The organism is Legionella qingyii (assembly GCF_003990155.1).
Taxonomy (GTDB): domain Bacteria; phylum Pseudomonadota; class Gammaproteobacteria; order Legionellales; family Legionellaceae; genus Legionella; species Legionella qingyii.
Genome location: NZ_RZGX01000022.1, coordinates 40,910 through 64,789, shown reverse-complemented (window position 1 = coordinate 64,789; position 23,880 = coordinate 40,910). Strand labels below are relative to the sequence as shown.

Sequence of the window (23,880 nt, the reverse complement as noted above, 5' to 3'; positions counted from 1 at the left end):
ATCACTGATCAAATGCTCCGGAATCGGTGATCAAGTAATGCCGGAATCTCTGATCAAGTGTTTCCGGAATCTGCGATCAAATGCGGCCGGAATTGGTGATCATTTCGCTCCGGAATACACATTCGATAAAGGACTATACTGATAAAACTTCCTAAATGGATGAAATCATGTGCGGTCGATTTGCTTATGTCGCTTCTTATGAGAAGTTAAAGTATCAATTTCATTTATCCAATTCAATTGAAATCACTCCGCGATATAATATTGCGCCCGGGGCTGAAGTGGTGTGTCTTGTGGAAACCAATGCCCATGAAGTTCAAAGTGTGTTATTGCGCTGGGGACTTATTCCTTCGTGGACTACCGACCGAAAGAAAATTGGAATCCTTATCAATGCACGTGCTGAAACTCTTTTTGAAAAACCTGCTTTTCGCCAACTGATGCAATCCAAACGCTGTTTAATGCCCATGAGTGGTTTTTATGAATGGCACCAGGAGGGCGGGGTAAAACAACCTTATTTTTTTCAAAAAAAGAATCATGATTTGCTGGCCGTGGCAGCGCTTTGGGATTCCTGGCAGCATGAAGAAGAGATGATTTATTCCTGTTGTCTCATCACAACCGATGCCAACCCACTGATGGAGCCAGTCCATCATCGGATGCCCGTAATCTTAGATGAAGAAGCTCAAACCATTTGGCTCGATAACTCCCAATGTTCTAAAGAACAATTGAATGGCTTAATGAAACCATATCCCTATGAGGATTTGGAAGGATATCGGGTGAGTACTTTAATGAATAAGGCTGATTTTGACCATCCATTGGCAATGGAGCCATTGCTTTAATAAAAAAAGATAAATATTTTTTTCTCAATATTCTCTGAGGCTTAGGGTGAATTTCAGTCCATGGAGCTTTTAGGAGAGCTTTACAGCGCGTTTTTCTCTGTCTATGATATTTGTACGTTAATCAAAAAAAGAGTCATCATGTCACCACGAGGCGGAAAAAGAGCAGGGGCAGGGCGTCCCAGGGGTGAGCCTACCAAGGCAGTTCGTTTACCGGTATCCACACTTGCCGAATTAGAGCAATTAAAAAATCGCGAGTCTTATCAATTGCCGGTATTTGCCAGTAAAATTCAGGCCGGTTTTCCATCGCCTGCTGATGATTATATTGAAGGATATCTCGATTTAAATACCCAATTCATTAAACATCCTTCGGCTACCTTTGTGTTGCAAGCTACTGGCGATTCGATGGTGGAGGCGGGTATTTTTTCAGGCGATTGGCTTTTGGTGGATCGAAGCATCGAACCTTCTGATGGGCGAATTGTCATTGCGGCAGTCAATGGTGAGCTCACGGTGAAACGTCTTTCAAATAAGGCAGGCAAGATTCAATTGCTTCCTGCCAATCCCAAATTTAATCCCATTGAGATTACTGAAGAGGATGAAATGGTGATTTGGGGTGTCGTGACTTTAGTTCTTCATGAGCTCGCCTAACATGTTTGCCCTGGTTGACTGCAATAATTTTTACGCCAGTTGCGAACGCTTGTTTCGTCCTGATTTAAAGGATGTGCCCATCGTGGTGCTATCCAATAATGACGGATGTTGCATTGCACGCTCCAATGAGGCTAAAGCACTGGGCATTGCCATGGGTGAGCCTTATTTTAAAATTAAAAGTTTGTGCAAACAGCATGGAGTGCACGCTTTTTCTTCGAATTATACGCTTTATGGCAACATCAGTCATCGAGTGATGTGTACTATTGAAGAGAGCTGGCCGCATTTAGAAATCTACTCCATTGATGAAGCATTTCTTGATTTAAGTAGTTTGCCCTCTGCTTTTCATGACTCCTTTTGTGAGCAATTACAGAAGAAAATTTTAAAGCATACGGGAATACCTACTTCTATAGGGATTGGACCAACTAAAACATTAGCTAAAGTGGCGAATCATTTATGTAAAAAGGTCTTTAAGATACCTGTATTTAATATCACGTCAAATCGTGAACAATTATTAAAGCAAATAGCAGTAGGGGACGTATGGGGAGTAGGGCGGCAATGGGAAAATAAATTAATCGCGAAAGGTTTACATACGGCCTATGATTTGGCAATGACCAATCCTCATCTTTTGAAGAAAAGCTTTAATGTCGTGTTGATGCGTACCGCGCTCGAGCTGCAAGGAATTGCCTGTGGTGGTTTAGAAGAGGCCGAGCCGAAACAAAGTATCATGTCGTCCAAAAGTTTTGGGCAGATGCAAACACGATTTTCCTCCGTTGCTGAATCTGTGAGTAGTCATTGCGCCAGAGCCGTTGAGAAAATGCGCAATCAGCAATTGGTAGCTCAGCGTATGGTTGTTTTTGTCCATACCAATCGGTTTCGTGAAGATTTGGCACAACACTTTCAATCTATAGAATTTAAGCTCATTAATCCCACGGATGATTTGCGATTAATTACCAAAATCGCCAAGCGATGTCTGCAACACATTTTTAAACCAGGATATTTCTATAAAAAAGCAGGGGTAAGTCTTCTTGATTTAATTCCTAAAGACCCCAGGCAATTGGATATGTTTCATCAGCTAAGTGATGAGCAACTAAACCACACCGAGCAATTGATGCGTGTTTTTGAACAAATCAATCAAAAGTATGGAAGAAGCACGATTCGACTCGCGGCAGAGGGATATTCAAAACCTTGGGCTATGCGTGCTGAACTTAAATCACCTGCTTATACCACTCGGTGGTCTGAGGTTCCTCAAGTTCGTTTGTATTGAAGGTTTTTATTATGAATGAACTCAAGGATACAATTGAAATGAGTCCAATCAGGAAAATCATTCATATTGATATGGATTGTTTTTATGCGGCAATCGAAATGCGCGATTTTCCTGAGCTTGCCAATAAACCCATCGCAGTAGGAGGGGCGGCTGACCGAAGAGGGGTTATTGCAACGTGCAATTATGCGGCGCGAGCCTATGGGGTACGCTCCGCCATGCCCACAGCACATGCATTAAAGTTATGCCGCAACCTCATCTTGCGACCCGTACGCATGGAGGTGTATCGAAACGAAAGCCAATACATTAGGGCCTTATTTGAAGAGTATACCGATTTGATTGAACCTTTATCTTTGGATGAAGCTTATCTTGATGTGACGGACTCTCCTAATTGCAAAGGGAGTGCGACGTGGATGGCGCAAGAATTACGCGCGCGCATTTATCAGGAACGAAAACTTACAGCGAGCGCTGGAATTGCACCGAACAAGAGTTTAGCAAAAATTGCCAGTGACTGGCATAAACCTAATGGACAAAAGGTGATTCGACCCGAAGAAGTAGCCGCATTTATGATTGATTTACCGGTGCGCAAATTATTTGGAGTGGGGCCTAAAATGGAAGAAAAACTAAACTCTTTGAATATTAAAACATGTGGTGATTTACACCATTTTTCCATAGAGTATTTATCCAGTGAATTTGGTGTTATGGGGCGGCGACTTTATGATTTAGCGCGTGGTATTGATGAGCGTCCCGTTAATCCGGAGCGTATTCGAAAATCAATAAGTGTTGAAGAAACTTATTTGCAGGATTTACCCGATGCAGAATCCTGCTTTGCGGCGCTCCCTGAATTAATGATTCGTCTAGAAGCACGAATTAAGCGCGCTGAAGCATTGTCTTCAATACACACTCTTTTTATTAAATTAAAATTTAATGATTTTCAACAAACCACGGTGGAGTGCGTGCATGACAGCCTTGATTTAACTCTTCTATGCCAACTCATCCATGAAGGATTTTTGAGAAAACGTTTGCCCGTACGATTATTAGGCGTAGGAATTAAATTGAAGCAGGAGCGAATCCATGAAGGCATTCAACTTGAATTAAACTTAGATGAGAATGAATGAGATAATTAGGATTTGTTTATTTCAAATTTCATAACCTCCTTATTCCAGTAATTGATTTTTCCTGCGTTACTCATCCCGCATTTGATTAATACATTTTGGGAAGAGGCATTTTCAGGATGGACTACTGCGATTAGCTTTTGCATGTTGAGGTTTCGAAAAGCAAAGTCAATTAGAGATGTCGTGATTTCCGTAGCATACCCTTTACCCCAATATTGAGGCAATAAAGCATAAGCGAGTTCAACTTCGGGTTGATTGTCATCATAATTAAAATAGATAAGTCCTGCGCGACCGATAAATTCCTGTGAGTCTTTTACAAAAACCGAGCCAAGGCTAAATTGATGTTTTTGAACGTGATAAATGGCTTTTTCTAATCCAAGCATCACCTCATTTCTATCCCGTTTCCCATTACCTATAAAACGCATCACTTCTGAGTTTGATTGAAGCGTAAATAGATTGTCCAAATCATTCAGAGAAGGTTTGCTAATAATGAGTCGAGTAGTGGTTAATAAGGAGTTCATTTAATCTTCAACTATAGAGAATAGTATTATTTGGAGAGTATACATTGGAACCGTTAATTAGGTGCAATTTATACTACTTTTGATATAAACAGAAAATGCTTAGAGAGCTACAGAAGTGAGAGTACAATGAGTGTATAACCCCTTTAAAATATTATTTAATTAATTCTGCTCTAAATGAATAACGGTTTCGAGCAGTAATTTCACTTTGGGGAAGCGAATTGCTTTTATTTGCTTGTCCATAAATTTCAGCATCGAGCCATGCTTTTTCTTCGGCTAACACATCGTTATCTACGATTGCCCACCAGCATTTTGGAAGTTTTCCTGTGCCATCAGACCAGCGATAAAGTCGATTTTTTAAGAAGTCTTTTTTGTCAAAAGGGGCATTCTCTGCGCAAATAAGAGTTTGTCTCTTGCGTACTCTACTTTTTAGCTCATCGAAAGCGCCTGGTTCGTGAAGCAGAAGATTCAGGGTAGCCCAGCAATCGTTAATTGCTCGATGCCCATCATAAAAATAGCCCAACTTCCAGTTCAGATAATCAAGCTTTGAACTTTCATAGTCCCGCTCTTTCCAATCAATGTCTTTTATTGTGCAACCGAAGGGTAGGGCGGTAACTCGTTCCTGTATCTCTTCGGGTGTTTGTAACTCTAAAAAGTTACGGTCAAATTGAGCATTGTGGCATATTATTAAGTGACTCTCTTTTAGAACTTGCAAAACAAAGTCCCAATTAATTGCTTTGCCAGTTACATCTTCGTTATGAATCCCGGTAATTTTTGTAATTTCAGGGGGTATTGGTTTGCCTGGATCATTCAGCTCATTATAAGTATGTTTAATTCCTAGAATTCCATCTTCATTGGAAAATGAAAATGAAAGCATCCCTATTTCAATGATTTCATGTTGGTTTGCATCCATGCCCATTGTTTCCAAATCAATGATGGTTGTCATAAATACTTTGGATAAAGGTTGAGCCGCACGTACTTCAAGTTGCATAGGCACCCGCTTTAAAACTTGAAAGTCGGGGTGTCGTGATAGTGTATCGAAGGATTGTTCAATCATAATTGCTATATTATTAGGAATATTTTTAAAATTTCTGTTGGTTAAATGATAACGCAGAATTCTGATGGGCGTTAGCGCTAAAGATACTAAATGAATATTATTCTCTCTCTTTTTATTTCTTAGTGAATTATTTGGAATTTATTGTAGATTGCATCATTTATGAAGAAAAATATAAATTTTTAAATAAATGTGTAAACAAAAGTTATTAGTCTAATTGCTACACTTGATTATAAAAAAATAAACAATATCATGCCTGCTAAAGACATTGATGATGCTTTGGCTTATCCCAAATCTGTACTTTGAATAATTTAAGACATTGCTATAACAGGTTCAAAATGACGCTCTTTTCAAAAATAATCAAATCGGCTAGCTCTTGGCAAGATGTCTATGAAGAGCTTATAAAATACAATAGCCATGGTAATAAATCCGCAGGAGTTTTTTTCGAACAATTTTGCCAGTATTTGTATCTTACGGAACCAAGATTAAAAAATGATTATAAAAACGTATGGCGCTTTCATGAGGTGCCCGCTGATATCAAAGAAAAGCTTGGTTTTAATAAAATAGACCATGGTGTTGATTTGGTATTAGAAGGTCATGATGGTTCATTAACGGTAGTTCAATGTAAATTTAAAAATAATCAAAGCAGTAAAATTTACTGGACAAAGGACAAGCTTGCGAATTTATTTGCTGAAGGCGATAAAGCAGACCGATTTATCATATTCACCAATGCTTCAGGTGTTGATAAGCATACAGAATCAAAAAAGAGAGAAAAATTAACCATAGTGACTTATTGCGATCTTATTAATCTTACAGCTGCACCTTTGAAACAGATTAAAAGAATGGCAATAGGCCTGCCTACTCAGGCCTCAAAGTTCAAAGCTCCCAAAGATTATCAAAAAATTGCAATAGAAAAAGTAGTTAAGGGGTTTGGCAAAAGTGATAGAGGTCAGTTGATCCTACCTTGTGGGGCGGGTAAAACACTCGTATCTTTATGGATAAAGGAAGCCTTAAACACCAAGCATACTCTCATCTTAGTGCCATCACTTGCTTTGCTCAAGCAAATTAAAGATGAATGGCTATCTAATAGTTCTTATATACCGTATATCTGTGTTTGCTCAGAGCAAGATATTGATAAAAGTAAGGATAGTTTGATTTCAAATCTATTTGACATAGGCGGCAGTGTATCGACTGAACCAAATGAAATTCGCAAATTTCTTAAAAAGAACGATCAAACAATTGTGTATTCCACATATCAAAGTCTAGAAAAGGTTGCTGAGGCAATTAGAGGAACAAAATTTCAGTTTGACTTAGCTATTTGCGATGAGGCACATAAAACAGCAGGTAGTAAGCTCGGTAAATATGGATTCATACACTCTGACTCCAACATCCTTGTCAAAAAGCGCCTATACATGACGGCGACGCCACGAGTATTTTCAAACAACATCAAATCATCGCTGATGGGTGAAAGCGCCGATTACATCCAAGATATGAGCAATCCCCTTATATTTGGTTGCGAGTTTCACCGGATGAGTTTTAAAGAGGCAATAGACAGAGGGATACTTGTTGATTATCAAATTGTTGCAGTAGGTATTACCAGGAGCGAAATTCAGCAAGCATTAATACAAAGAAATTATGTGTCCGATAATCATACTATAGATGAAATAGCTCATCATTATGCGCTCGAAAAATTTATGACTGAGTATGGTTCAACTCATGTGGTGACATTTCACTCATCAGTTAAAAAAGCTCATGCATTCAAAGAAAGACATAAGAGGGACTATATTAATACTTTTTCTTATCATGTGAATGGGGGACAAAGCACTAACGAGCGTAAAGTTATTATGAATGACTTTGTTAGATCACCTAAATCGATAATGACGAATGCACGTTGCTTAACTGAAGGTGTTGATGTTCCATCAATTGATGCTGTTTATTTCTGCGATCCTAAAAACTCAAAGACTGATATTATTCAAGCTACTGGCCGGGCACTTAGACGTGCTGATTTTAAGAATAAAAAATTTGGTTATATTATTGTTCCTATTTTTCATCAAACAACCGAAGAGATAGAGGATGTTATTACAAGCAGCCCCTTTAAAAATTTAATGAGTATTATCAGGGCTCTTTCATCACACGATGAAAGATTAATTGATGAGATTAAGAAAATTAAGTTTAGTAAGGGAAAAAATATTGCTGTATCTGAACATATCGTTATTTCCGAGCAACTTAAGTTTATTAAGTTAGATGGTTTTCAAGAGAAGTTATTAGAAAGTCTATACTTACAAATAATTAATAAATCCCCCATTGTTTATAGAAGTTTTCAAGAGGCAAGAAAGTTTACCCAATCGCTTAATTTAAAAGGACAACATGATTGGGTCGATTATTGTAGGAATGGCTTGAAACCTGTTGATATTCCGTCTAATCCTGATCAAGTCTATAAAAATCATGGATGGAACGGGATAGGTGACTGGTTGGGAACCGGTAATGTAGCAAATAGCCAAAAAAACTTTCTTTCATTTGATTTAGCTAGAGCTTTTGTTCATACCTTAGGTTTAAAAAGTGCTAGAGCTTGGTCAATGTATTGCAAAAGCGGAAATAAGCCTCCAAATATACCCACAGCACCTGAAAAAACCTATGAGCATAACGGATGGATATCCTGGGGAGATTGGCTTGGCACAGGAAGTGTATCTCTTCAAAAGAAACAGTTTCGATCATTTGAAGAGGCAAGAAGATTTGTGCGCTCTTTAAAATTGAGAAGTCATGCTGAATGGTTGAAATTCCGTGAGAGCGGTCAAAAACCAGACGATATCCCAGTAAACCCTAATAATACTTATAAAGATGATGGTTGGGTATCATGGCCTGATTGGCTTGGTACTAACAAGAAACAACGAAGCAAAATTTTTCTTCCATTTGAATTGGCCAGAATGTATTCCCGCGCATTAAGTCTAAAAAGTCGAGCTGAATGGAACGTATATAGTAAGAGTATTCAAAGACCAGAAAATATTCCATCGAGTCCTGATAAGTTTTACAAAGATAATGGTTGGGTATCATGGTCTGATTGGCTTGGTACGGAGAATATTTCGTCGAAAAAAAGAGTCTATTGGGATTTTACTTTAGCAAGAGAATTCGTTCATTCACTTCAGTTGAAGAAATTTACAGAATGGAGAGTTTATTCTCAAAGTGGGCAACGCCCAAATTATATTCCTTCAAGTCCTGACGAAGTATATAGAAATAAAGGATGGGAATCTTTTTCCGATTGGTTGGGAACGTAATACTTAATAATTCTGTTTCAATTTGGTGATATAAAATTTTTATTTGAACATTTTATTCTTTGAGATAGATAACGTACCTTATCTATCTCATAGAGAGAATTCTCAATAATAAGAACCCATGTATTGTGTTTGCATAAAGTGAAATAAGGTGGAGTTTGGGATAGATAAGATTTTTATATATCTTCTTATATTTTGAGTTTGCGTGGACAAATAGAGATGACCACGCAAATTTAGTAAAAACGCTATTTAGTGAGTGCTAATAATAATCTCTGCATTTGTTTAGAATCCCAAATATTATTTAAACTAATAATATTTCGAGTTCGAATTTGATCAGCTAAGTCTTTTTTCTCAGGCGTCCATTCTTCAAAAACATATTTATCTAAGGCGATTGGAATTAAGATAGCGCTGGCTCCTTCTCTTGCTTCTCTTTCTAAAATTCTTTCCAGTTCATTAAGAACCCCATTTCTATGTAAAGAACTTTTAGAGCACAGCAATATAACCCGATCTGCTTCATTAATCATGTTACTCATCATTCTATGAAGCTTTTCACCTGGCAATGAATGCTCAGGATAAAACCAGGTTTTCACGCCATTTTGTATTAGAAAATCATTAAGTTTATCTGCTATATCTTCATCTAAGCCCCCATATGATATTGCAACTGAGTGATAATTAACTTTGTCGTTTTGTGCTGGTAACATGGGAGTAGGAGGTTGTAATTCATCAGTACTACGGTTCATTGGAATTCCAATATTCTTTATCATAGAGGAGATGCTATCAATGTGTAGTTTCCTTTTATTACAAAGACGTAACACAATCTCTTTAAGCGAAACATTGTACTCATTTAAATCATGATTTAAATAGTTGATGTGTTGTTTAATCCAGTTTATATAGTTTTCAAGGGTCTGTTTTGTTTGATCTGGATTAAATGTATCAATAACTACCTCAAAACTTAGGGTTTCATTACTAATTTGTATTTGAGGCAACGAGGCTAACATATTGGTATTGGGAGCCATATTCAGAAGTGTAAGATCTCCAGTGCAGGGAACTTTATAAATTAAAATTTCTTGTTGATGCGACTTATTTTGAAAAGGGCTCATTCCAAATCTCATTGCTGATATAGGATCTAATTCATGCGGCGAGATTTCTTTTTGGGCATGAGTTATAGAGTGACGATCCCATTCAGGTGTAAGTAGCTTAATAGTATTTTTTTCAATACAGGCATTGATGTAAGCATGTTCGTTTGACATCTGTTGTTCTGTTGCGGTGTCAATTTCTAGAGAAATAAGTCTTGTTTGTTCACGAAGATACTGACTCAAGTATAGAGCCATAGGAGCCCTGACTAAACTTCCATTTCTAACATTAATCATTTCAGAAAAATCCTTACTTACTTTAATCCTGAGCTCCCTCCAAATAAATGAAGAGAAACTTGATTTTTTTGATTATAGGGTATGATATTCGCGCAATTTTCTTTTATTAACATAGGTATTAAGGCCAATATGATTGGTATATCCCAGAAATAAAGCTATTTTTCTAACCGATAAGCCAAGAATTAATAATTCTTTGATTTTATCAGTATCTTTATCAAACTTACTTTTCTGAATAGTACCCTTTGGCTTACCCAATTTAATACCTTGGGATTTTTTATTTGCTAGAGCCTCTTTAGTTCTGAGGCTGATAAGGTCACGTTCAAGTTCAGCAAAAAGTGAGAACAATGTAATCATAATTTTAGAATTCATGTCATATTGCTTCATATCAAGGTTTTGCTTTATAACAATTACTCGTACTTGTTTTATTATTAATTCATTAATTAATCCAATAACTTCAGCTGTACTTCTACCCAATCGACTTAATTCTGTAACTATAAGAGTATCTGCATCTTTCAAAACGGCGAGCATCTCATCAATTCGTCGTTCTTTACTTGTTTTTCTACTTGAAATAGTCATCTGGATAAAATCATCCACTTCGAGTTTATTTTTTTTGGCAAACTCAAATATTTCAAGTTTTTGATTGTTTAAATCTTGTTTATCAGTTGATGCGCGAATATAAGCAATTGTTTTGGCCATATTTTACTCAAAAAATTGTCCGTTAAGTTTTAACATTCAATTACAAGATTAATTATACAGTTTATTATAAAAATATAAAGTGTAATACATTAACATTTTATATTAATTAAAACGGTCGTTATTACTTATACAAAAAAACAAGTTAGTGGGGCACCGAATATCCCTTAATAACGTCTCCTAAATCGATTTGAAGATAGAGGTGTCCCTTTAATATGAAAATGCGATTTAGGAGACATGGAATGAGATTCAATTTTTACCTCTAATAACTTATAAGTTAATAGACAAACTTTATATTTAATTTTATTTGATGAAGCTCATTTAAGATTTTTCGAAATTTGACGACAATACTTTAAAGACAACTTTTGCTATTTTTTGAAACTTTCACCTTAGCTAAATGAGAGATTATTGGTCTTATCTTTGATTTAATGCTCTGTATGAATAAGTACCTATTTTCCAAAAAATTTAAATACCTATATGACAATAGATAATAAGGATTATTATGAGTTGGAATGATAATTTAGATGATAAGGGCTTGGAAATAGCAAGTTCACAATCCACGCGGATTAGAATTATGGCTGGGCCAGGAACTGGCAAATCTTATATCATGAAAAAAAGAATTATGAGGTTAATTGAGAATGAAAAAATTAACCCAGAAAAAATTCTCGCAGTCACTTTTACAAGAACAGCAGCTAACGATTTAAAAAAAGAATTGCAATTAGGGATTGTTGGAGCAGAAAAAATTCACGCCATGACACTACATTCTTTTTGTTTTGGCCTGCTAAACCAAAAAGAAGTGTTTGATGGCCTACAAAGAACTCCTCGTCCTCTTAAAACTTTTAACTCAAAAGGGTCTCCACAATTTGAACTAAGTCCATTGCTTGCTGATTTAGATTTAGTTCATGATTTTGGCAATAAAAGAGAAAAATTTAAAAGAATCAAGGCTTTTGAGGCGGCTTGGGCACGAACACAAGAAGAAAAATTGTGGCTTAAGGATGAGGAAGATAGATTATTCCAACACGAGATAGAGCAATGGCTTAAGGTGCATAAGTCCATGCTTATTGGTGAGTTAGTACCACTTACTTTGCGATATTTACAAAATAATCCCGCTAGTAATATTTTTGATAAATACTCTCATATAGTTGTTGATGAATATCAAGACCTAAATAAAGCTGAGCAAACACTTATAGATCTATTAGGTGAGAGAATTAGCATCAGTATTGTGGGTGATATAGATCAATCAATTTATAGTTTTCGTTACGCTAATTTTAATGGTATTGAGGATTTTTCATCAAGACACAAGAGTGTTGAGGATAAAACGCTTAACAAATGTAGACGGTGTGATAAAAAAATCGTGGATCTTGCTGATTCATTAATCCGTTATAACCATCCAACAGGAACTTCAAATAAATTAAATTCAGATCCTGATAAGGAAGATGGAGAAGTCCGTATTGTTCAATGGAAAAATGCAGTTGAAGAAGCAGATGGCATTGCACATTTTATCAAATCATTAATTGATCAATCACGATATAAAGCAGGAGATATACTTATACTCTCTCCTCGTAGATTATTAGGATATAGGTTAAGAAATGCCATTCAAGCACTGAATATCTCTGTGCATAGTTTTTTCCATGAAGAAGCTGTCGAAGATATTAAAGCCCAAAAGGCTATTACCTTGCTAAATCTTCTTGCTAATCCAGATGATGCTGTTTCTCTCCGTTTTTGGCTAGGAATGAATAGCTCTACTTGGCTGTCTAATCAGTATAAAGTACTTGTAGAAATAGGTGAGCAAGAAGGGAAAAGTGTCCGTGAAGTATTAGATGAATGCATAAACGGTCGAAATATTAATAAAATTTCTCAAATTAAAAAGGCTTATATTAGTTTTCTATCTGCAAAATCCGATGTTTCAAATCTCTCCGTCACTCAGTTAATTGATTATCTTTTTCCAGACAAAGAAGAAGGAACATTGATATTGAGAGAAGCTTCACTTTTATTTTTAAATTCTAACCCTCTCGCGATAATAAAAGATCTGTGGGATTGTTTAGAAAATTTGATTACTCAGCCAGAGATGCCAGAAGAAGGTGATTTTGTTCGTATAATGAGTTTACATAAATCAAAAGGACTTACTTCAAAGGTAACTATTGTAACCAGTTGCGTACAAGGGTTAATCCCTAATATTGATAATGAGTTGGAAGGTTATGAAAAAGAAGAGTTTTTGCGTGAGCAAAGAAGATTGTTTTATGTAGCCTTAACACGGGCTAAGGAATATTTAGTAGTATCATCGTTTAATACAATCGAAACCAAATTAGCTTATACTTTAGGCGCTAAATTTTCTCATAGAGGATCTTTACCAGAGACTATTGCAAGCGTTTTTATACAGCAATTAGAGGGTCGGCCGGGATTCTGACGGAAAGGTCCGTTTGATGTTCTATTTTAATTCAATTTGTATTCAACCATTAATTTGTCTCTATCCATGCTCAATGGAAATACACCATACCTATTAATATGCCCACCATGATAGGGAGATAGACCATTTCGCATATTTTCTGTAACCTCAAGACCTTCTTCAGTTAATTCATTAATAACATTTGTCATGTTTGCCACAACATGTAACATGACAGCATTCGCAACAAGTCGACCAAAATTAATAGTCTTTTTCTGGTTAACTCGCAAATTATCTTCAATTGTTCCATCCCGGCCAAAGGAAACCCAGTCAATGAAATTGTTAAATTCCTCACTTTTACAAGTAGCGGCCTGAATTAAACGCCTTAAATCAATATCATTGATATAATTGAGTAAAAACATGGTTCTAACAACACGCCCCAACTCACGAAATGCCTGGTAAATTTTATTTTTTCGGCTTTGAGTGCATAATTTTCGTAAAATTGTAGAGGCTTTTATATTACCACTCCGAATGGACATTACGACGCGTAGCATGTCGTGGTAATGCGCCTCTATCAATTCCCAATCAATCTTATCATTAGTAAAAATACTGTCGATATGTTCAAATATAACACCATCACTCATAATGGGCCTGTAGTATTTTAAATGCTTAAAATTTCTAATTCTCGGCATAAGCTGTATAGCGAGAAGGTAAGCAAAAGCAAATACCACTTCGCTTTGTGCACCAGTATCTCCATGGATTGTAGTAGGTTGAATATCAGATTCATTTTCAATAATACCATCAAAAATGTATGTTGCCTCATAAACTCCACAGGGAATAAAATTGCTGAACAGCGCAATATATTGATCCGAAACATGGTAATAACCTATCCCACCGTACTGGCCATAACGAATGTGGTGCTCAGCAAGTAAATTGTTTGTGTAGACATTCCAATAAGTACCATCGACAGATCCAGTTTCACCAGTTCCCCATGATTTTGGCAGATCAAATTGATTGTAGGCATTAATTATTTTTTCAGTTGCCTTACTTAACCTATAGTCTGTGATGTGGTGGTTAAATAGCCAGGCAATTTGTTTACGACTGTACTTTTGTAAGCATCGCTCTGCTTGAACTGGACCCACGTTACACCCATAGGAAAAAGAAGTGGCAACAAACCTCATATCATAGTCTTTAATTTTAGAATCAAAACCAGACAATGGTTTAAAGTCTTTACTGATACTGAGCCATTGTTCAATATCAATAAACACATCTACAATATTTGTCAGCGGCAATCGAGTAGAAACTTGTTCAACAAAAGACATTATTGCCTTATCTTCTTTTTTACTGATGGCACGTTTTAAAACAGGTTCGCAGTTTTCAATACTTAGGTATTCATTAGCCAAAAAGCCATCATTTGTTTTTTTTGCTGCTGCATAATGTTGAATTTGGAGTGCGGCAATAAAATCAGAAGATTTACTCGGTTGTTTAATTAAATTACAATACTCTTCAAGTTGTGTGTCAAAATCATCCCATGAAATAAGGGGCTTATTAGGATCATCATAGTTGTTAGCACCTGGTAAAAACATATCAGCACAATTAATTTCATCAGCTAATGCATTAAATACTGCCAATTCAAAATTCTTTTTATTTACTTCCATAATTTCATCGTGCCTTTTTTGGCTTGTAACAAAACTGAACCATTTCTCACTAAGCCAGCTTAACTGATCAAAATCATGGGCGATGATTGACAATGTTTTTTGCTTACTATGACGATTTTTAATAATAAAAGTAACCGCCAATTCTAAGGACTTGTCCTTTGAGGCTGATTGCAAGCTAATCTGTTCAAGCAGCTGAAACAGAACGTAACGTTTATTTTGATAAAGCTTTAACATAAAAGGCAAGTAGTTATCACTCGCATAAGCTAAATACTTCTCACATTGATAAATAATTCCATTTTTATCTTCGGGTAAGCTGCTTTCAATAGCGGCTAGTCTCTCGGAAGGAGTACCTAGGTTATTAGATGCAAGCAAAACTCCAAGTAAAGTATTAACCAAACAATCAGTCTCAGTTTTCTTAGATAGCGTATATTCATCTAGTGCTACCTTTGCCTCATGCCTCATTTTCCGCATCCAACGAATCATAACCATAGCGATATCATCTAATCCTTGAGCAAGTTTAAAATGGAGTAACGTTGCTGCTAATGCATATCGTTTTTCTGGCTTAATATTTTTCATATCAGAGCTATCAAGGGCTCTCGCTTCATCTACGAATTGTTCGAGTCGATGGGCTGGGAGCTCATGAGTTGACGCAGGAGCTTCGGCCTTCCATTTTTTTAACAGTTCTAAATTAGTGACAAATAATTTAACATTATTTGTGGTTGGGCTTTTCATTTCCTGTTTTAAAAAGTCCCAGCCAGTTGTTGCTTTATCAGGAGCAAGTGATGTATCAAATAGGCTATCAAGAAGAGTTTTAGATTTATCATCAAGATTACTAGTTATTTCCTCACAGAGTCTGGTGTTAACAATAACTCTAGCTGCTCGAGCTAGCCGCTCTAATGTACTAAACCCAGGTAACTCGAAGCGCTCCTTAACTAAGGTTTCAATCATATCGTTAATAATATCGGCGAGACTTTCTTTAAATGATGCTGATTTTAGCGCGCACTCCTTTAAATAAATTCGCTGTTTTGTTCTATCATCTGAGATATCAAGATATTTTAAAATGATCTTTCGATGCCGCTTTTTCGCAGAAGAAGAATAGGTGTTTAAATCGAGGAGATTTTGAATTCCCATTGCTTGACTAATATAATTAACAATGACCTCTGGTATTTTTTGAATGTTAATCACATAACCGAGGCATTGGAAACATTTTAGTGTCAATATGAATCCTAACTTATAAACGTCCGACAATGACGACTTGGTACTATCTTCCATTAAAAATATTTCGTCATAGGTTGGCTTAAAATTTTTCTCAAGTTCATCTGGGCTCGGATTAGGTTTTAATCGAGGATAAGCTGTCTCATGGATTGCAGTCATGTCTAATTTTGGTTATCTTATAAGCGGCCGAAAACAGTAGTTTATGGCCATGTAAAAATCAAGACTTTTGATCCTTATATTTAAAGGCTTTGCGATAGACGAATTTCAAGGGGTTTTTGGCCAGGTATGAAAGTAGGAATTTATGCCCGAGTTTCAACGCATGATCAACATACGCTCGATTTGCAAATTGAGGCAATGAAAAAATATGTCAAAGCACGCGATTGGCAAATTGAAACTGAAATAGCTGAAATTGGCTCTGGTGCAAAAGAAAGGCCAAAGCGCGATGAACTTCTTAATCAGGCAAGGCGGCGGCAGGTCGATGTCATTATTGTTTGGAAACTTGATCGATGGGGCCGCTCTGTTAATGATCTTTTTCACACACTAAATGAACTCAATGGTCTTGGCGTTGGTTTTATTTCGCTAACAGAAGCTTTGGATTTAACTACACCAACAGGTCGAGCAATGGCAGGATTGCTGTCAATATTTGCAGAATTTGAGCGGGAAATTTTACGCGAGCGTGTTAAAGTAGGTATTGCTCATGCTAGAAGTAAAGGTAAATCACATGGACGGCCTGCAACAACAAAAAAATATTCAGATGAAGTTATTAGATTATTTAAATCAGGTCTTAATCCATCTGAAATTGCAAGGACGATTGGCATTGGACGCACATCGGTCAGGAGAATACTAGGCCTAATAAATGATAAATAGAAGTTATTCTTCTATCATTCATGTTAATTTATAAAAGCCAAATATGGCGCATTATAGACACTATTCTATTTACGCGAGGCACCCTACTAATTTATATACATTAGTGATAGATTACTTTACGTCCACGCCCTGAAGAGTGGAAGTATCTAATTATGTAAGGAAGCAAAATGAAATTATCAACTTATGGCATGTGGGAAAATCCTCGCCTTGATTTAGTGAATGCTCTTTTTAAAGATTTAGAGCTTAATTGTAGTATGGAACAAATTGATAAAGCTTTACTTGAACCTGTGATAACAAAAATTATTGATACATCCTATAGCTATCAACAAAAACTGCAAATAGAACAACCCCAACTTAGCTTAAAAGAAAAAACTCTAGCCACTTATAAGGTAGCCTTATCCACAATGTTATCAACTTTAGCGGAATCGTTGGACCGACCTGAAGAGCTGTTACACTCTTATGTCGAAAAATTTATTTCTGAATCTTTGGCTTTGTCTAACCAAAATATTGATTATTTAATGCAGTTGGCAACAATAAGTAGGCAAATCAAAATAAATGGAGTTACCGAGCTTTATGGGGATAATTTTTCTATGTCTTATCCCATATTAGCGCAAACATTACCTTTTAATGATGTTCAATTAATTGAAAAAGCGACAAAAGCCGTAACGGAGGCAATTCATAAGGATTGTCCTACTGAAATTTATCCAATAATGGCAGAACATATAAAATATATGAATGAAATTACTGCTCAAAAATTGGCTGACCCGCAATTTGCAGAAAAGTTCAAAAGTGAAACAGGTATGACAATGGAAGAGTTTAAATCTCAAATACGATTGAGTAAATTCACAGAAATACCGTCAGTAAGTTTGGTAGGGCACTTTAAAATGAGAAGCCAATTAAAAGAAACAGTTGAGGAAAAACCAGCAACAACTTTCTCAGGCCCCTAGTCAGACTAAATACTTAACCTCGTTTACTTTGGCAAAACGAGGTTAAGTATTATAAGGATAAAATATCAATCTTGGTTTCCGCATTAAATATTGAATCGAAATTAAACAATAAACGGCCCTTTTCGTCAGAATCCCGGCCGACCCTCAATTAGGTCAAAATTGTCCTTCCACCAAATTAGGATCGAAATGGCAATTAGATGGCTTTGGATGAATGATTGAAAAATTTTGTGCTTAGCCCGCAAAAAACGCAGTAACCGAGTATTTAAATTATAAGGAAAGAATCCAATAATTTTTGAGTAATGAAAATTCTAGGCTCATATATTTATTTAACCCTGAAAATTTAACTTAGTTTTTTAACCAAATTTTCTTGAGTTTCTGGTGGACGACAGAGAAGAGCGAACCAGTAAATAATCCTCCCCATTTTTTTACTTCACATTTAACTACATAAGATCTCTCATGAAAGAAAAGGGGACTGAAAGATTTTCGAAGTCATATATATTAAAGTATGAAATTCTCATTTCATCGCTATTTGACTATTTTTTTAGTACACTTCATTATTAAATGTTAATACATCTAATTAATAAGTTAGATTAATAAACTTTATTAACAATAAATTTGATTGTCCTATTTAGGAAATATTTATATCTATTCTTAGAAACGTAGAGTAATTATGTTCGCATTATCTCCTTCTCTCGAAATTGGCTCCTATGAATATCTTTTAAATGAGAGAGTATCTTCCTATAAGCAACTTGTTGATTTAATTGAAAAATCACATGCAACTAGCTTGAGTGATTTAGTTGAAAAGGATATTGCACAAAAGTATTTAAATCTTGTTTTGGAAAAATTTAATAAAGCCCCTATTCCTAATCTAAACGTATTTATTAGAGGTACTATAGATTATTTATCTAAATTGAATGATGCTGAATATCCTCTTCCTCTATTATATTATCAAGGTAATCTTGATTATCTATATACTAGGGGAGTTGCTGTTGTAGGATCGAGAAAGCCCTCTGAGACTGGTATAAAAAGAACACAGAAATTAGTTAAAGAGTTAGTATCTGAGGATTTAACAGTAATTTCTGGATTGGCGTCGGGAATAGATACTGCAGCCCACAAAACATCTATAGAGTTAAAAGGTAGAACTATCGCTGTAATAGGCACACCAATTACTCATTTTTATCCCCCTGAAAATAGATCTCTTCAACAATTGATTGCACAGGATCATTTGTTAATCTCGCAAGTTCCAATTATTAGATATGAGAATGGAAATCCTAAAAGTAATCGCTTTAATTTTCCAGAAAGAAATAAAACTATGTCTGCAATCAGTGAGGCAACAATCATTGTAGAAGCGGGAAATACTTCGGGCTCATTAACACAAGCAACAGCAGCAATTAAACAAAAAAGAAAATTATTTATTCTTAACAATAATTTTGAAAATAAAAACTTAACATGGCCTGAAAAATTTGAGAAATTAGGCGCCATTCGTGTTAAAAGCACCAACGATATATTGGATCATTTACTTTGATGTATAAAATACTTGCTTTAGAAAATTGGGAATTAGAGAGAAATCGCTTTGCCCTAGAAGAAAAGGATAAATGTTATTATTATATGACATATGATTCATGGTCTAGTATATTTGATAATGAACAAAAACAGATCGTTTCGAATTTAAAAATTTCCCCCCAAGATATTCGTAAGAATCCCCTGAGAGAAAAGTACAAAACAAAGAGTATAGCGACTATTTCTGAATGGTTAATACAGACAATTAAGAAACATCCTGAATTAACTAATTTTTTATGGATCCCTGCTCCTCCATCAAAAGCACCTGGGGATGAAAATCATGATAATAGGTTAGTTAGAATATTAGAGTTGGTTAGTGCTGCTATTCCTGAATTTATTTTTTTTGACGCACTTTATGTTAAAAAATCTGTGGACGAAAGCCATAAGACAAATGAGAGAGATGTGCAGAAAAAGCTACAGAATTTAGGAATTGACGAGAATTTTATCAATAAACTTAAAAATAAAAGTGTTGTTATTTTTGATGATGTATTAACTACCGGCACAACATTTAAAGCTGCACAAATAAAAATTCATGAGATTGATAATGCCTTAAAAGTTATTGGTATTTTTATTGCCAAAGCAATAGCCACTTCGAATAGTATTATGTAATGTTTATTCTATTAGCCACGGTGAATTAAATATTTTCTAACCACGTGAGGACTAAATCTGGATAAAACCACTAATAATTACTATAAAATCTGATTAATCTCAAAATCAATTATAAAGTAGCTCTTGCTCATACCTAATAAGTAGTACTATTTCTGCTTTTGTTATATTATTGCCCACATGATAAAAATTCAGGCATAAAACAATCGAAAATGATTTTCTTAATAACAATCCTGCCTGTTGAAACAAGCTTTAATAACGCGCGCAAAATAAATACAACTTAATAATAAAAACCAAAAGAATATTAATTATGAAGTTCAACTCTTGAAACGCCGGTTTTTGATCTCGGCACTGGAAAATGGCAATAAAATGGTGGATTTTAGGTTCGCTAGTTGTTTTTTTGATTTTTAATGTCATTAAACAAACTCTGCTGTACATCGTTTATGGTAAAAAATTTACTTTAGGTTGGTGAAACGATTCATGAAAAATAAATTCATTTATATAGTTCTTAGCTTGATATTTGCACTATTTATAACAATTATCTGGCTTTATCAGTTCGGACCACTTTTAACTACTAATGCATCAGTATTTTTAGATACAAGTTTTGGTATGTCTCTTTCCGAAGTTCAGCGAGCGCTGAAAAAAAACAATGTTGAATTGGTTGATGGGACTACTTTTGAACACCTTAAATCAACTCCGGAAAGAAATATTTTTTGGGGTAAATATCAAGTACCTTTATTCCATGATAGTGAGTTTAAGAGAACACTATGGTACATGCCATCAATCGAAATGTATAATTCTAGAGTAGTTGCAGAATTTGAATTTATTGAAGATAAGCTTACTAGTATAGAAATTCAAATTTTTCCAATTTCTGATAAAAACGTCGTCCATATCATTGATGCAATTACTGAGTCACTGAAAAGTAGATATGAATTTAACGATAAAAAATTTAATCAATGGATGAAAATTATAAAGAACCGTTATAAAACTCTTAAGTTATCAAGTAATACAACCATAGATCGTTCTGGGGCTAAGCGACCCATAGATCTTCTTGCCGACCGCCCTGAGCTGAATAAAAATGTAAAATTAGCATATAATCTGATATTAAAAAATAAATTATCACGATTGAATTTGTGGCTCAATTTATCAGATCAGTATAATCCAATAATAAAAGTTAGCATTTTTCCTACTAAAACAAATAAATACAAAATCAAACAAAGAGAAAAAAATGCATTTAGTTAACTAGCTGTTGTTGATCGCACTTATGATTTTACTTCAATCAAGAAAATATCGATGGTCTGATGGAAAAGTAATTTACCTAAATGTTGGTACACCATTGTTAATAAGAGCAACTACGTCTAGAAAAAGATTGATTGATTTAGAGTTAGTTTGGCATTCAAATTAACAATTAATAGAAACCTATTCTTTTATATTAGACAAATAAACAGAGTAATTTCGGGCTCTTTCAGTTAAACCATCTAAATTCATATGCGACAATTTTTGAACAATAGATTTTTTTTCTAAATTTTGATCTAGTTGAGGCTTTACCCAAAGCATAAATAAGTCATCTTCTGATAATAGGTTATTTACATCATTTCCTTCATCAAGAAGCAGCTCAATAGCGCAGGATACAAGCCATTTTGACGGATTGCTCTCGCCACTAGCCATACTCTCAAGAGCTTTAGGCGAGTAGCTTTTATCTTTTCCAAAAAGAGATTTTGCCTTTTCATATAATTTTTCTGATCTATTATGAACATGCAATAATTCTGCAAATACACCTTGTATTTGGGAGCTGTAATCAATTTTCTTATACTCAGCTATGTTTGCCTTTTCTAATATTGAAAAAGCCTCTGTTTTGCTCTCATTGCTTAATTTTGCGGTACTGATTTTCATTTGTTGGATGATATTCAGAATAATAGGGTCATAAACGTTAAGCTCCACGTTTTCCTTATTGCAAATAATACTTAATTCATTGAGAGCGTGGATTAAGCTTATAGGAAGCCTTAATCTGAATTCAGTGAGCACATCATTGATTTCTGGCTTTATATGTTTGTTCACAGCATCAATATTGTGAATAAACTGTTTCAATTCTGTTTGTTGCGCTACTGTTAACGCCTCCCAATTTTCAAAGGCATTTGTATTGTCCAAACTAAAAGATCCATAAATAGTCTTCAAATCAGGCGACTTAACATAAACTCGCGCAGGCCGACGTAAATTATGTTTTATTTCAAATGCTAATAATTTTTTCATTAAAGTATTCATCTTTTTTATTACTTAATGATGATGCTAGAGAATCAAATCAAAAAAGTCAAATAAAAAGATATAATAAAAACATCTAATTATTAGATATAATTAATTGACAATTTCTTGGGAATTTGCGATACTTATCTTGTCCATTAGGGACATCAATAACCAAAGGAAATCATTATGAAAAATTTTATTAGTATGGATGTGTTACGTTTTAAAGCCCCTTCCATTTTTACTCAAGCAAAAGCTGAATACACCAGTGAGAAATACCAGCATATTTCTACGAGCAATGTAATTGATGGGTTAATTGCAAAAGGTTTTTATCCCACTTGGGCAGCTCAAAGTAATTGCCGTTTAGAATCTAAAAAACCATTTACTAAGCACATGATTCGTTTTCGTCATTGCAATACAGCCCCGTCATTTTCAATGCTTTTCCCAGAATTGGTTTTAGTCAACTCTCACGATGGATTATCCTCGTATCGACTAAATGCTGGATTATTTCGTTTGGTCTGCAGTAATGGTTTAGTCGCTGGTCATTCCTATGAAGAAATTAGAGTGCGTCACCAAGGGGATATTGTGGGTAACGTCATTGAAGGCACTTATCAAGTCGTGGAAGAAACACAAAAGATGATTGATGCAGCAGAAAAAATGTCACAAATTAAGCTGAGCAATGATGAGAAATTATATTTTGCCGAAGCTGCTCACTCACTAAGATTTGACGATAACCCTATGGGGCAGATCGTAACACCTGATAAATTTCTTAAAGTGCGCAGAAGCGCAGAAGCCAACGCAAGCGATCTGTTTTCTGTATTCAATGTTGTTCAAGAAAATGTGATAAAAGGCGGATTAACTGGCTATGCAAGAGAACGGGGACAGTTTAAAAGAGTTCGTACCCGTGAAGTTAAGGGAATTGATCAAAATATTAAACTCAACAAAGCTCTATGGACTCTCGCTGAAAAAATGCTGCAATTAAAGCAATAAAATAACTACCATAAAACGCCTTGAGAATGCCCAAGGCGTTTCTTATCTTAAAAGTGCAACATAATAATGCTTGTATCAATTTCAACTTTTATTTTTTTCAGGTTGGTTTACGTTCCGTAATTCAAGGCATCATATTCTTTTTTAATATTATAAATTCTTAACACAGTTACTATCTATTCCAATAATCAAATGAATTAAATTGATTATTGGAATGCATATTGCTAAAGCCGGAAGGATTATTAATATGATGATGTATTGAGTGGTTGAAATTAAAACCAAATGGACTCCCTCCCGCATCATACGAACCTATCATGGGCAAACCAGTAACAGGATTTACTCTAAAAGTATCATGTGGATTATTATTAATTAATTGCTGGTGGTTAATAGAAAGATGCTCACTCTGATTTAATACACCATGCCCTTTAATATTAGGTAAAATATGTCGTTTAAAAAATTCATTTTCCATGTAATTAAAATTAGCATCTTTTGATGTAATGGCTTTTTGATATTCGAGATAACCTGGCGGTGGTTCTAATACAAAATCCTTAATTCGAATAAGCAATTGTATTAGTTTTTTTATATGGTCAATTAACACATCCTTTTGAAAAAATAGTTTCATTTTTTTATCCCACTTTACAATTAATCCCTTCACAAACGC

Annotated in this window: 19 protein-coding genes; 12 read left to right on the top strand and 7 right to left on the bottom strand. The window is 35.1% G+C overall.

The annotated features are described in order from the left end of the window. The first annotated feature begins 167 nt into the window (after window positions 1-167). From ELY20_RS14450 to dinB, 4 genes are all read left to right on the top strand, one after another. The gene (locus tag ELY20_RS14450; RefSeq protein WP_110143560.1) at window positions 168-833 is read left to right on the top strand and encodes an SOS response-associated peptidase; all 666 of its coding nucleotides are present in this window, start codon (window positions 168-170) and stop codon (window positions 831-833) included. Between the two features lie 138 nt (window positions 834-971). Then, a complete protein-coding gene (locus tag ELY20_RS14445) occupies window positions 972-1,478 on the top strand; it encodes a LexA family protein (protein WP_110143559.1) in 507 nt (168 codons plus the stop codon). After that, window positions 1,465-2,742, top strand: a complete 1,278-nt coding sequence (locus ELY20_RS14440; RefSeq protein ID WP_110143558.1) for a Y-family DNA polymerase — start codon at window positions 1,465-1,467, stop codon at window positions 2,740-2,742. Before ELY20_RS14445 ends, ELY20_RS14440 begins: the two co-directional genes overlap by 14 nt. Before the next feature lie 38 nt (window positions 2,743-2,780). Further along, a complete protein-coding gene (dinB, locus tag ELY20_RS14435) occupies window positions 2,781-3,857 on the top strand; it encodes a DNA polymerase IV (RefSeq protein ID WP_110143561.1) in 1,077 nt (358 codons plus the stop codon). A 5-nt stretch (window positions 3,858-3,862) separates the two neighbouring features. Here the strand turns inward: dinB and ELY20_RS14430 are convergent, their stop codons facing one another. After that, window positions 3,863-4,375: a GNAT family N-acetyltransferase gene (locus ELY20_RS14430; protein WP_110143557.1), complete on the bottom strand. Its 513-nt coding sequence runs from the start codon at window positions 4,373-4,375 to the stop codon at window positions 3,863-3,865. A 151-nt stretch (window positions 4,376-4,526) separates the two neighbouring features. Continuing rightward, window positions 4,527-5,429: a 3'-5' exonuclease gene (locus tag ELY20_RS14425; RefSeq protein ID WP_110143556.1), complete on the bottom strand. Its 903-nt coding sequence runs from the start codon at window positions 5,427-5,429 to the stop codon at window positions 4,527-4,529. 335 nt (window positions 5,430-5,764) lie between these two features. Between ELY20_RS14425 and ELY20_RS14420 the strand changes: the two genes are divergently transcribed. Further along, window positions 5,765-8,698 (top strand): DEAD/DEAH box helicase family protein, encoded by a 2,934-nt coding sequence (locus ELY20_RS14420; RefSeq protein WP_110143555.1) that lies wholly within the window; start codon window positions 5,765-5,767, stop codon window positions 8,696-8,698. Between the two features lie 242 nt (window positions 8,699-8,940). Here ELY20_RS14420 and ELY20_RS14415 read toward each other — a convergent pair whose 3' ends face one another. Both ELY20_RS14415 and ELY20_RS14410 read right to left on the bottom strand, forming a co-directional pair. Then, on the bottom strand, window positions 8,941-10,065 hold the full coding sequence (locus ELY20_RS14415) for a toll/interleukin-1 receptor domain-containing protein (RefSeq protein WP_110143554.1): 1,125 nt from the start codon (window positions 10,063-10,065) through the stop codon (window positions 8,941-8,943). A 72-nt stretch (window positions 10,066-10,137) separates the two neighbouring features. Then, complete coding sequence (locus ELY20_RS14410) at window positions 10,138-10,761, bottom strand: recombinase family protein (protein ID WP_110143553.1); 624 nt, start codon at window positions 10,759-10,761, stop codon at window positions 10,138-10,140. A 499-nt stretch (window positions 10,762-11,260) separates the two neighbouring features. Here ELY20_RS14410 and ELY20_RS14405 point away from each other — a divergent pair, with 499 nt between their 5' ends. After that, window positions 11,261-13,165 (top strand): ATP-dependent helicase, encoded by a 1,905-nt coding sequence (locus ELY20_RS14405; protein WP_110143552.1) that lies wholly within the window; start codon window positions 11,261-11,263, stop codon window positions 13,163-13,165. 26 nt (window positions 13,166-13,191) lie between these two features. Here ELY20_RS14405 and ELY20_RS14400 read toward each other — a convergent pair whose 3' ends face one another. Then, window positions 13,192-16,173, bottom strand: a complete 2,982-nt coding sequence (locus ELY20_RS14400; RefSeq protein ID WP_110143551.1) for a Tn3 family transposase — start codon at window positions 16,171-16,173, stop codon at window positions 13,192-13,194. Window positions 16,174-16,299: 126 nt separating this feature from the next. Between ELY20_RS14400 and ELY20_RS14395 the strand changes: the two genes are divergently transcribed. The 5 genes from ELY20_RS14395 (at window position 16,300) to ELY20_RS14375 (ending at window position 21,236) form a co-directional block, all read left to right on the top strand. After that, window positions 16,300-16,881: a recombinase family protein gene (locus ELY20_RS14395; protein WP_110143550.1), complete on the top strand. Its 582-nt coding sequence runs from the start codon at window positions 16,300-16,302 to the stop codon at window positions 16,879-16,881. Window positions 16,882-17,048: 167 nt separating this feature from the next. Beyond that, window positions 17,049-17,828: a hypothetical protein gene (locus ELY20_RS14390; protein ID WP_110143549.1), complete on the top strand. Its 780-nt coding sequence runs from the start codon at window positions 17,049-17,051 to the stop codon at window positions 17,826-17,828. A gap of 670 nt (window positions 17,829-18,498) precedes the next feature. Beyond that, on the top strand, window positions 18,499-19,353 hold the full coding sequence (locus tag ELY20_RS14385; RefSeq protein WP_110143548.1) for a DNA-processing protein DprA: 855 nt from the start codon (window positions 18,499-18,501) through the stop codon (window positions 19,351-19,353). Then, window positions 19,353-19,997 (top strand): phosphoribosyltransferase, encoded by a 645-nt coding sequence (locus tag ELY20_RS14380; RefSeq protein WP_110143547.1) that lies wholly within the window; start codon window positions 19,353-19,355, stop codon window positions 19,995-19,997. The genes ELY20_RS14385 and ELY20_RS14380 overlap by 1 nt, the downstream gene beginning before the upstream one ends. A gap of 477 nt (window positions 19,998-20,474) precedes the next feature. Next, window positions 20,475-21,236 carry a hypothetical protein gene (locus ELY20_RS14375; protein WP_110143546.1) on the top strand — a complete coding sequence of 254 codons (762 nt, stop codon included), beginning with the start codon at window positions 20,475-20,477 and terminating at the stop codon, window positions 21,234-21,236. Between the two features lie 177 nt (window positions 21,237-21,413). Here ELY20_RS14375 and ELY20_RS14370 read toward each other — a convergent pair whose 3' ends face one another. Then, window positions 21,414-22,169 carry a hypothetical protein gene (locus ELY20_RS14370; RefSeq protein WP_233590609.1) on the bottom strand — a complete coding sequence of 252 codons (756 nt, stop codon included), beginning with the start codon at window positions 22,167-22,169 and terminating at the stop codon, window positions 21,414-21,416. 252 nt (window positions 22,170-22,421) lie between these two features. Between ELY20_RS14370 and ELY20_RS14365 the strand changes: the two genes are divergently transcribed. Next, the gene (locus ELY20_RS14365; protein ID WP_110143544.1) at window positions 22,422-23,222 is read left to right on the top strand and encodes a DUF932 domain-containing protein; all 801 of its coding nucleotides are present in this window, start codon (window positions 22,422-22,424) and stop codon (window positions 23,220-23,222) included. A gap of 169 nt (window positions 23,223-23,391) precedes the next feature. On the opposite strand, the gene ELY20_RS14360 is transcribed toward ELY20_RS14365, so the two are convergent. Next, window positions 23,392-23,841: a hypothetical protein gene (locus tag ELY20_RS14360; protein ID WP_110143543.1), complete on the bottom strand. Its 450-nt coding sequence runs from the start codon at window positions 23,839-23,841 to the stop codon at window positions 23,392-23,394. Window positions 23,842-23,880: the final 39 nt, after the last annotated feature.

Excerpts from the sequence above, each read along its gene's own strand:
- ELY20_RS14450 (WP_110143560.1), top strand. The coding sequence starts at position 168 with ATGTGCGGTCGATTTGCTTATGTCGCTTCTTATGAGAAGTTAAAGTAT.
- ELY20_RS14445 (WP_110143559.1), top strand. The coding sequence starts at position 972 with ATGTCACCACGAGGCGGAAAAAGAGCAGGGGCAGGGCGTCCCAGGGGT.
- ELY20_RS14440 (WP_110143558.1), top strand. The coding sequence starts at position 1,465 with ATGAGCTCGCCTAACATGTTTGCCCTGGTTGACTGCAATAATTTTTAC.
- dinB (WP_110143561.1), top strand. The coding sequence starts at position 2,781 with ATGAGTCCAATCAGGAAAATCATTCATATTGATATGGATTGTTTTTAT.
- ELY20_RS14430 (WP_110143557.1), bottom strand. The coding sequence starts at position 4,375 with ATGAACTCCTTATTAACCACTACTCGACTCATTATTAGCAAACCTTCT.
- ELY20_RS14425 (WP_110143556.1), bottom strand. The coding sequence starts at position 5,429 with ATGATTGAACAATCCTTCGATACACTATCACGACACCCCGACTTTCAA.
- ELY20_RS14420 (WP_110143555.1), top strand. The coding sequence starts at position 5,765 with ATGACGCTCTTTTCAAAAATAATCAAATCGGCTAGCTCTTGGCAAGAT.
- ELY20_RS14415 (WP_110143554.1), bottom strand. The coding sequence starts at position 10,065 with ATGATTAATGTTAGAAATGGAAGTTTAGTCAGGGCTCCTATGGCTCTA.
- ELY20_RS14410 (WP_110143553.1), bottom strand. The coding sequence starts at position 10,761 with ATGGCCAAAACAATTGCTTATATTCGCGCATCAACTGATAAACAAGAT.
- ELY20_RS14405 (WP_110143552.1), top strand. The coding sequence starts at position 11,261 with ATGAGTTGGAATGATAATTTAGATGATAAGGGCTTGGAAATAGCAAGT.
- ELY20_RS14400 (WP_110143551.1), bottom strand. The coding sequence starts at position 16,173 with ATGACTGCAATCCATGAGACAGCTTATCCTCGATTAAAACCTAATCCG.
- ELY20_RS14395 (WP_110143550.1), top strand. The coding sequence starts at position 16,300 with ATGAAAGTAGGAATTTATGCCCGAGTTTCAACGCATGATCAACATACG.
- ELY20_RS14390 (WP_110143549.1), top strand. The coding sequence starts at position 17,049 with ATGAAATTATCAACTTATGGCATGTGGGAAAATCCTCGCCTTGATTTA.
- ELY20_RS14385 (WP_110143548.1), top strand. The coding sequence starts at position 18,499 with ATGTTCGCATTATCTCCTTCTCTCGAAATTGGCTCCTATGAATATCTT.
- ELY20_RS14380 (WP_110143547.1), top strand. The coding sequence starts at position 19,353 with ATGTATAAAATACTTGCTTTAGAAAATTGGGAATTAGAGAGAAATCGC.
- ELY20_RS14375 (WP_110143546.1), top strand. The coding sequence starts at position 20,475 with ATGAAAAATAAATTCATTTATATAGTTCTTAGCTTGATATTTGCACTA.
- ELY20_RS14365 (WP_110143544.1), top strand. The coding sequence starts at position 22,422 with ATGAAAAATTTTATTAGTATGGATGTGTTACGTTTTAAAGCCCCTTCC.
- ELY20_RS14360 (WP_110143543.1), bottom strand. The coding sequence starts at position 23,841 with ATGAAACTATTTTTTCAAAAGGATGTGTTAATTGACCATATAAAAAAA.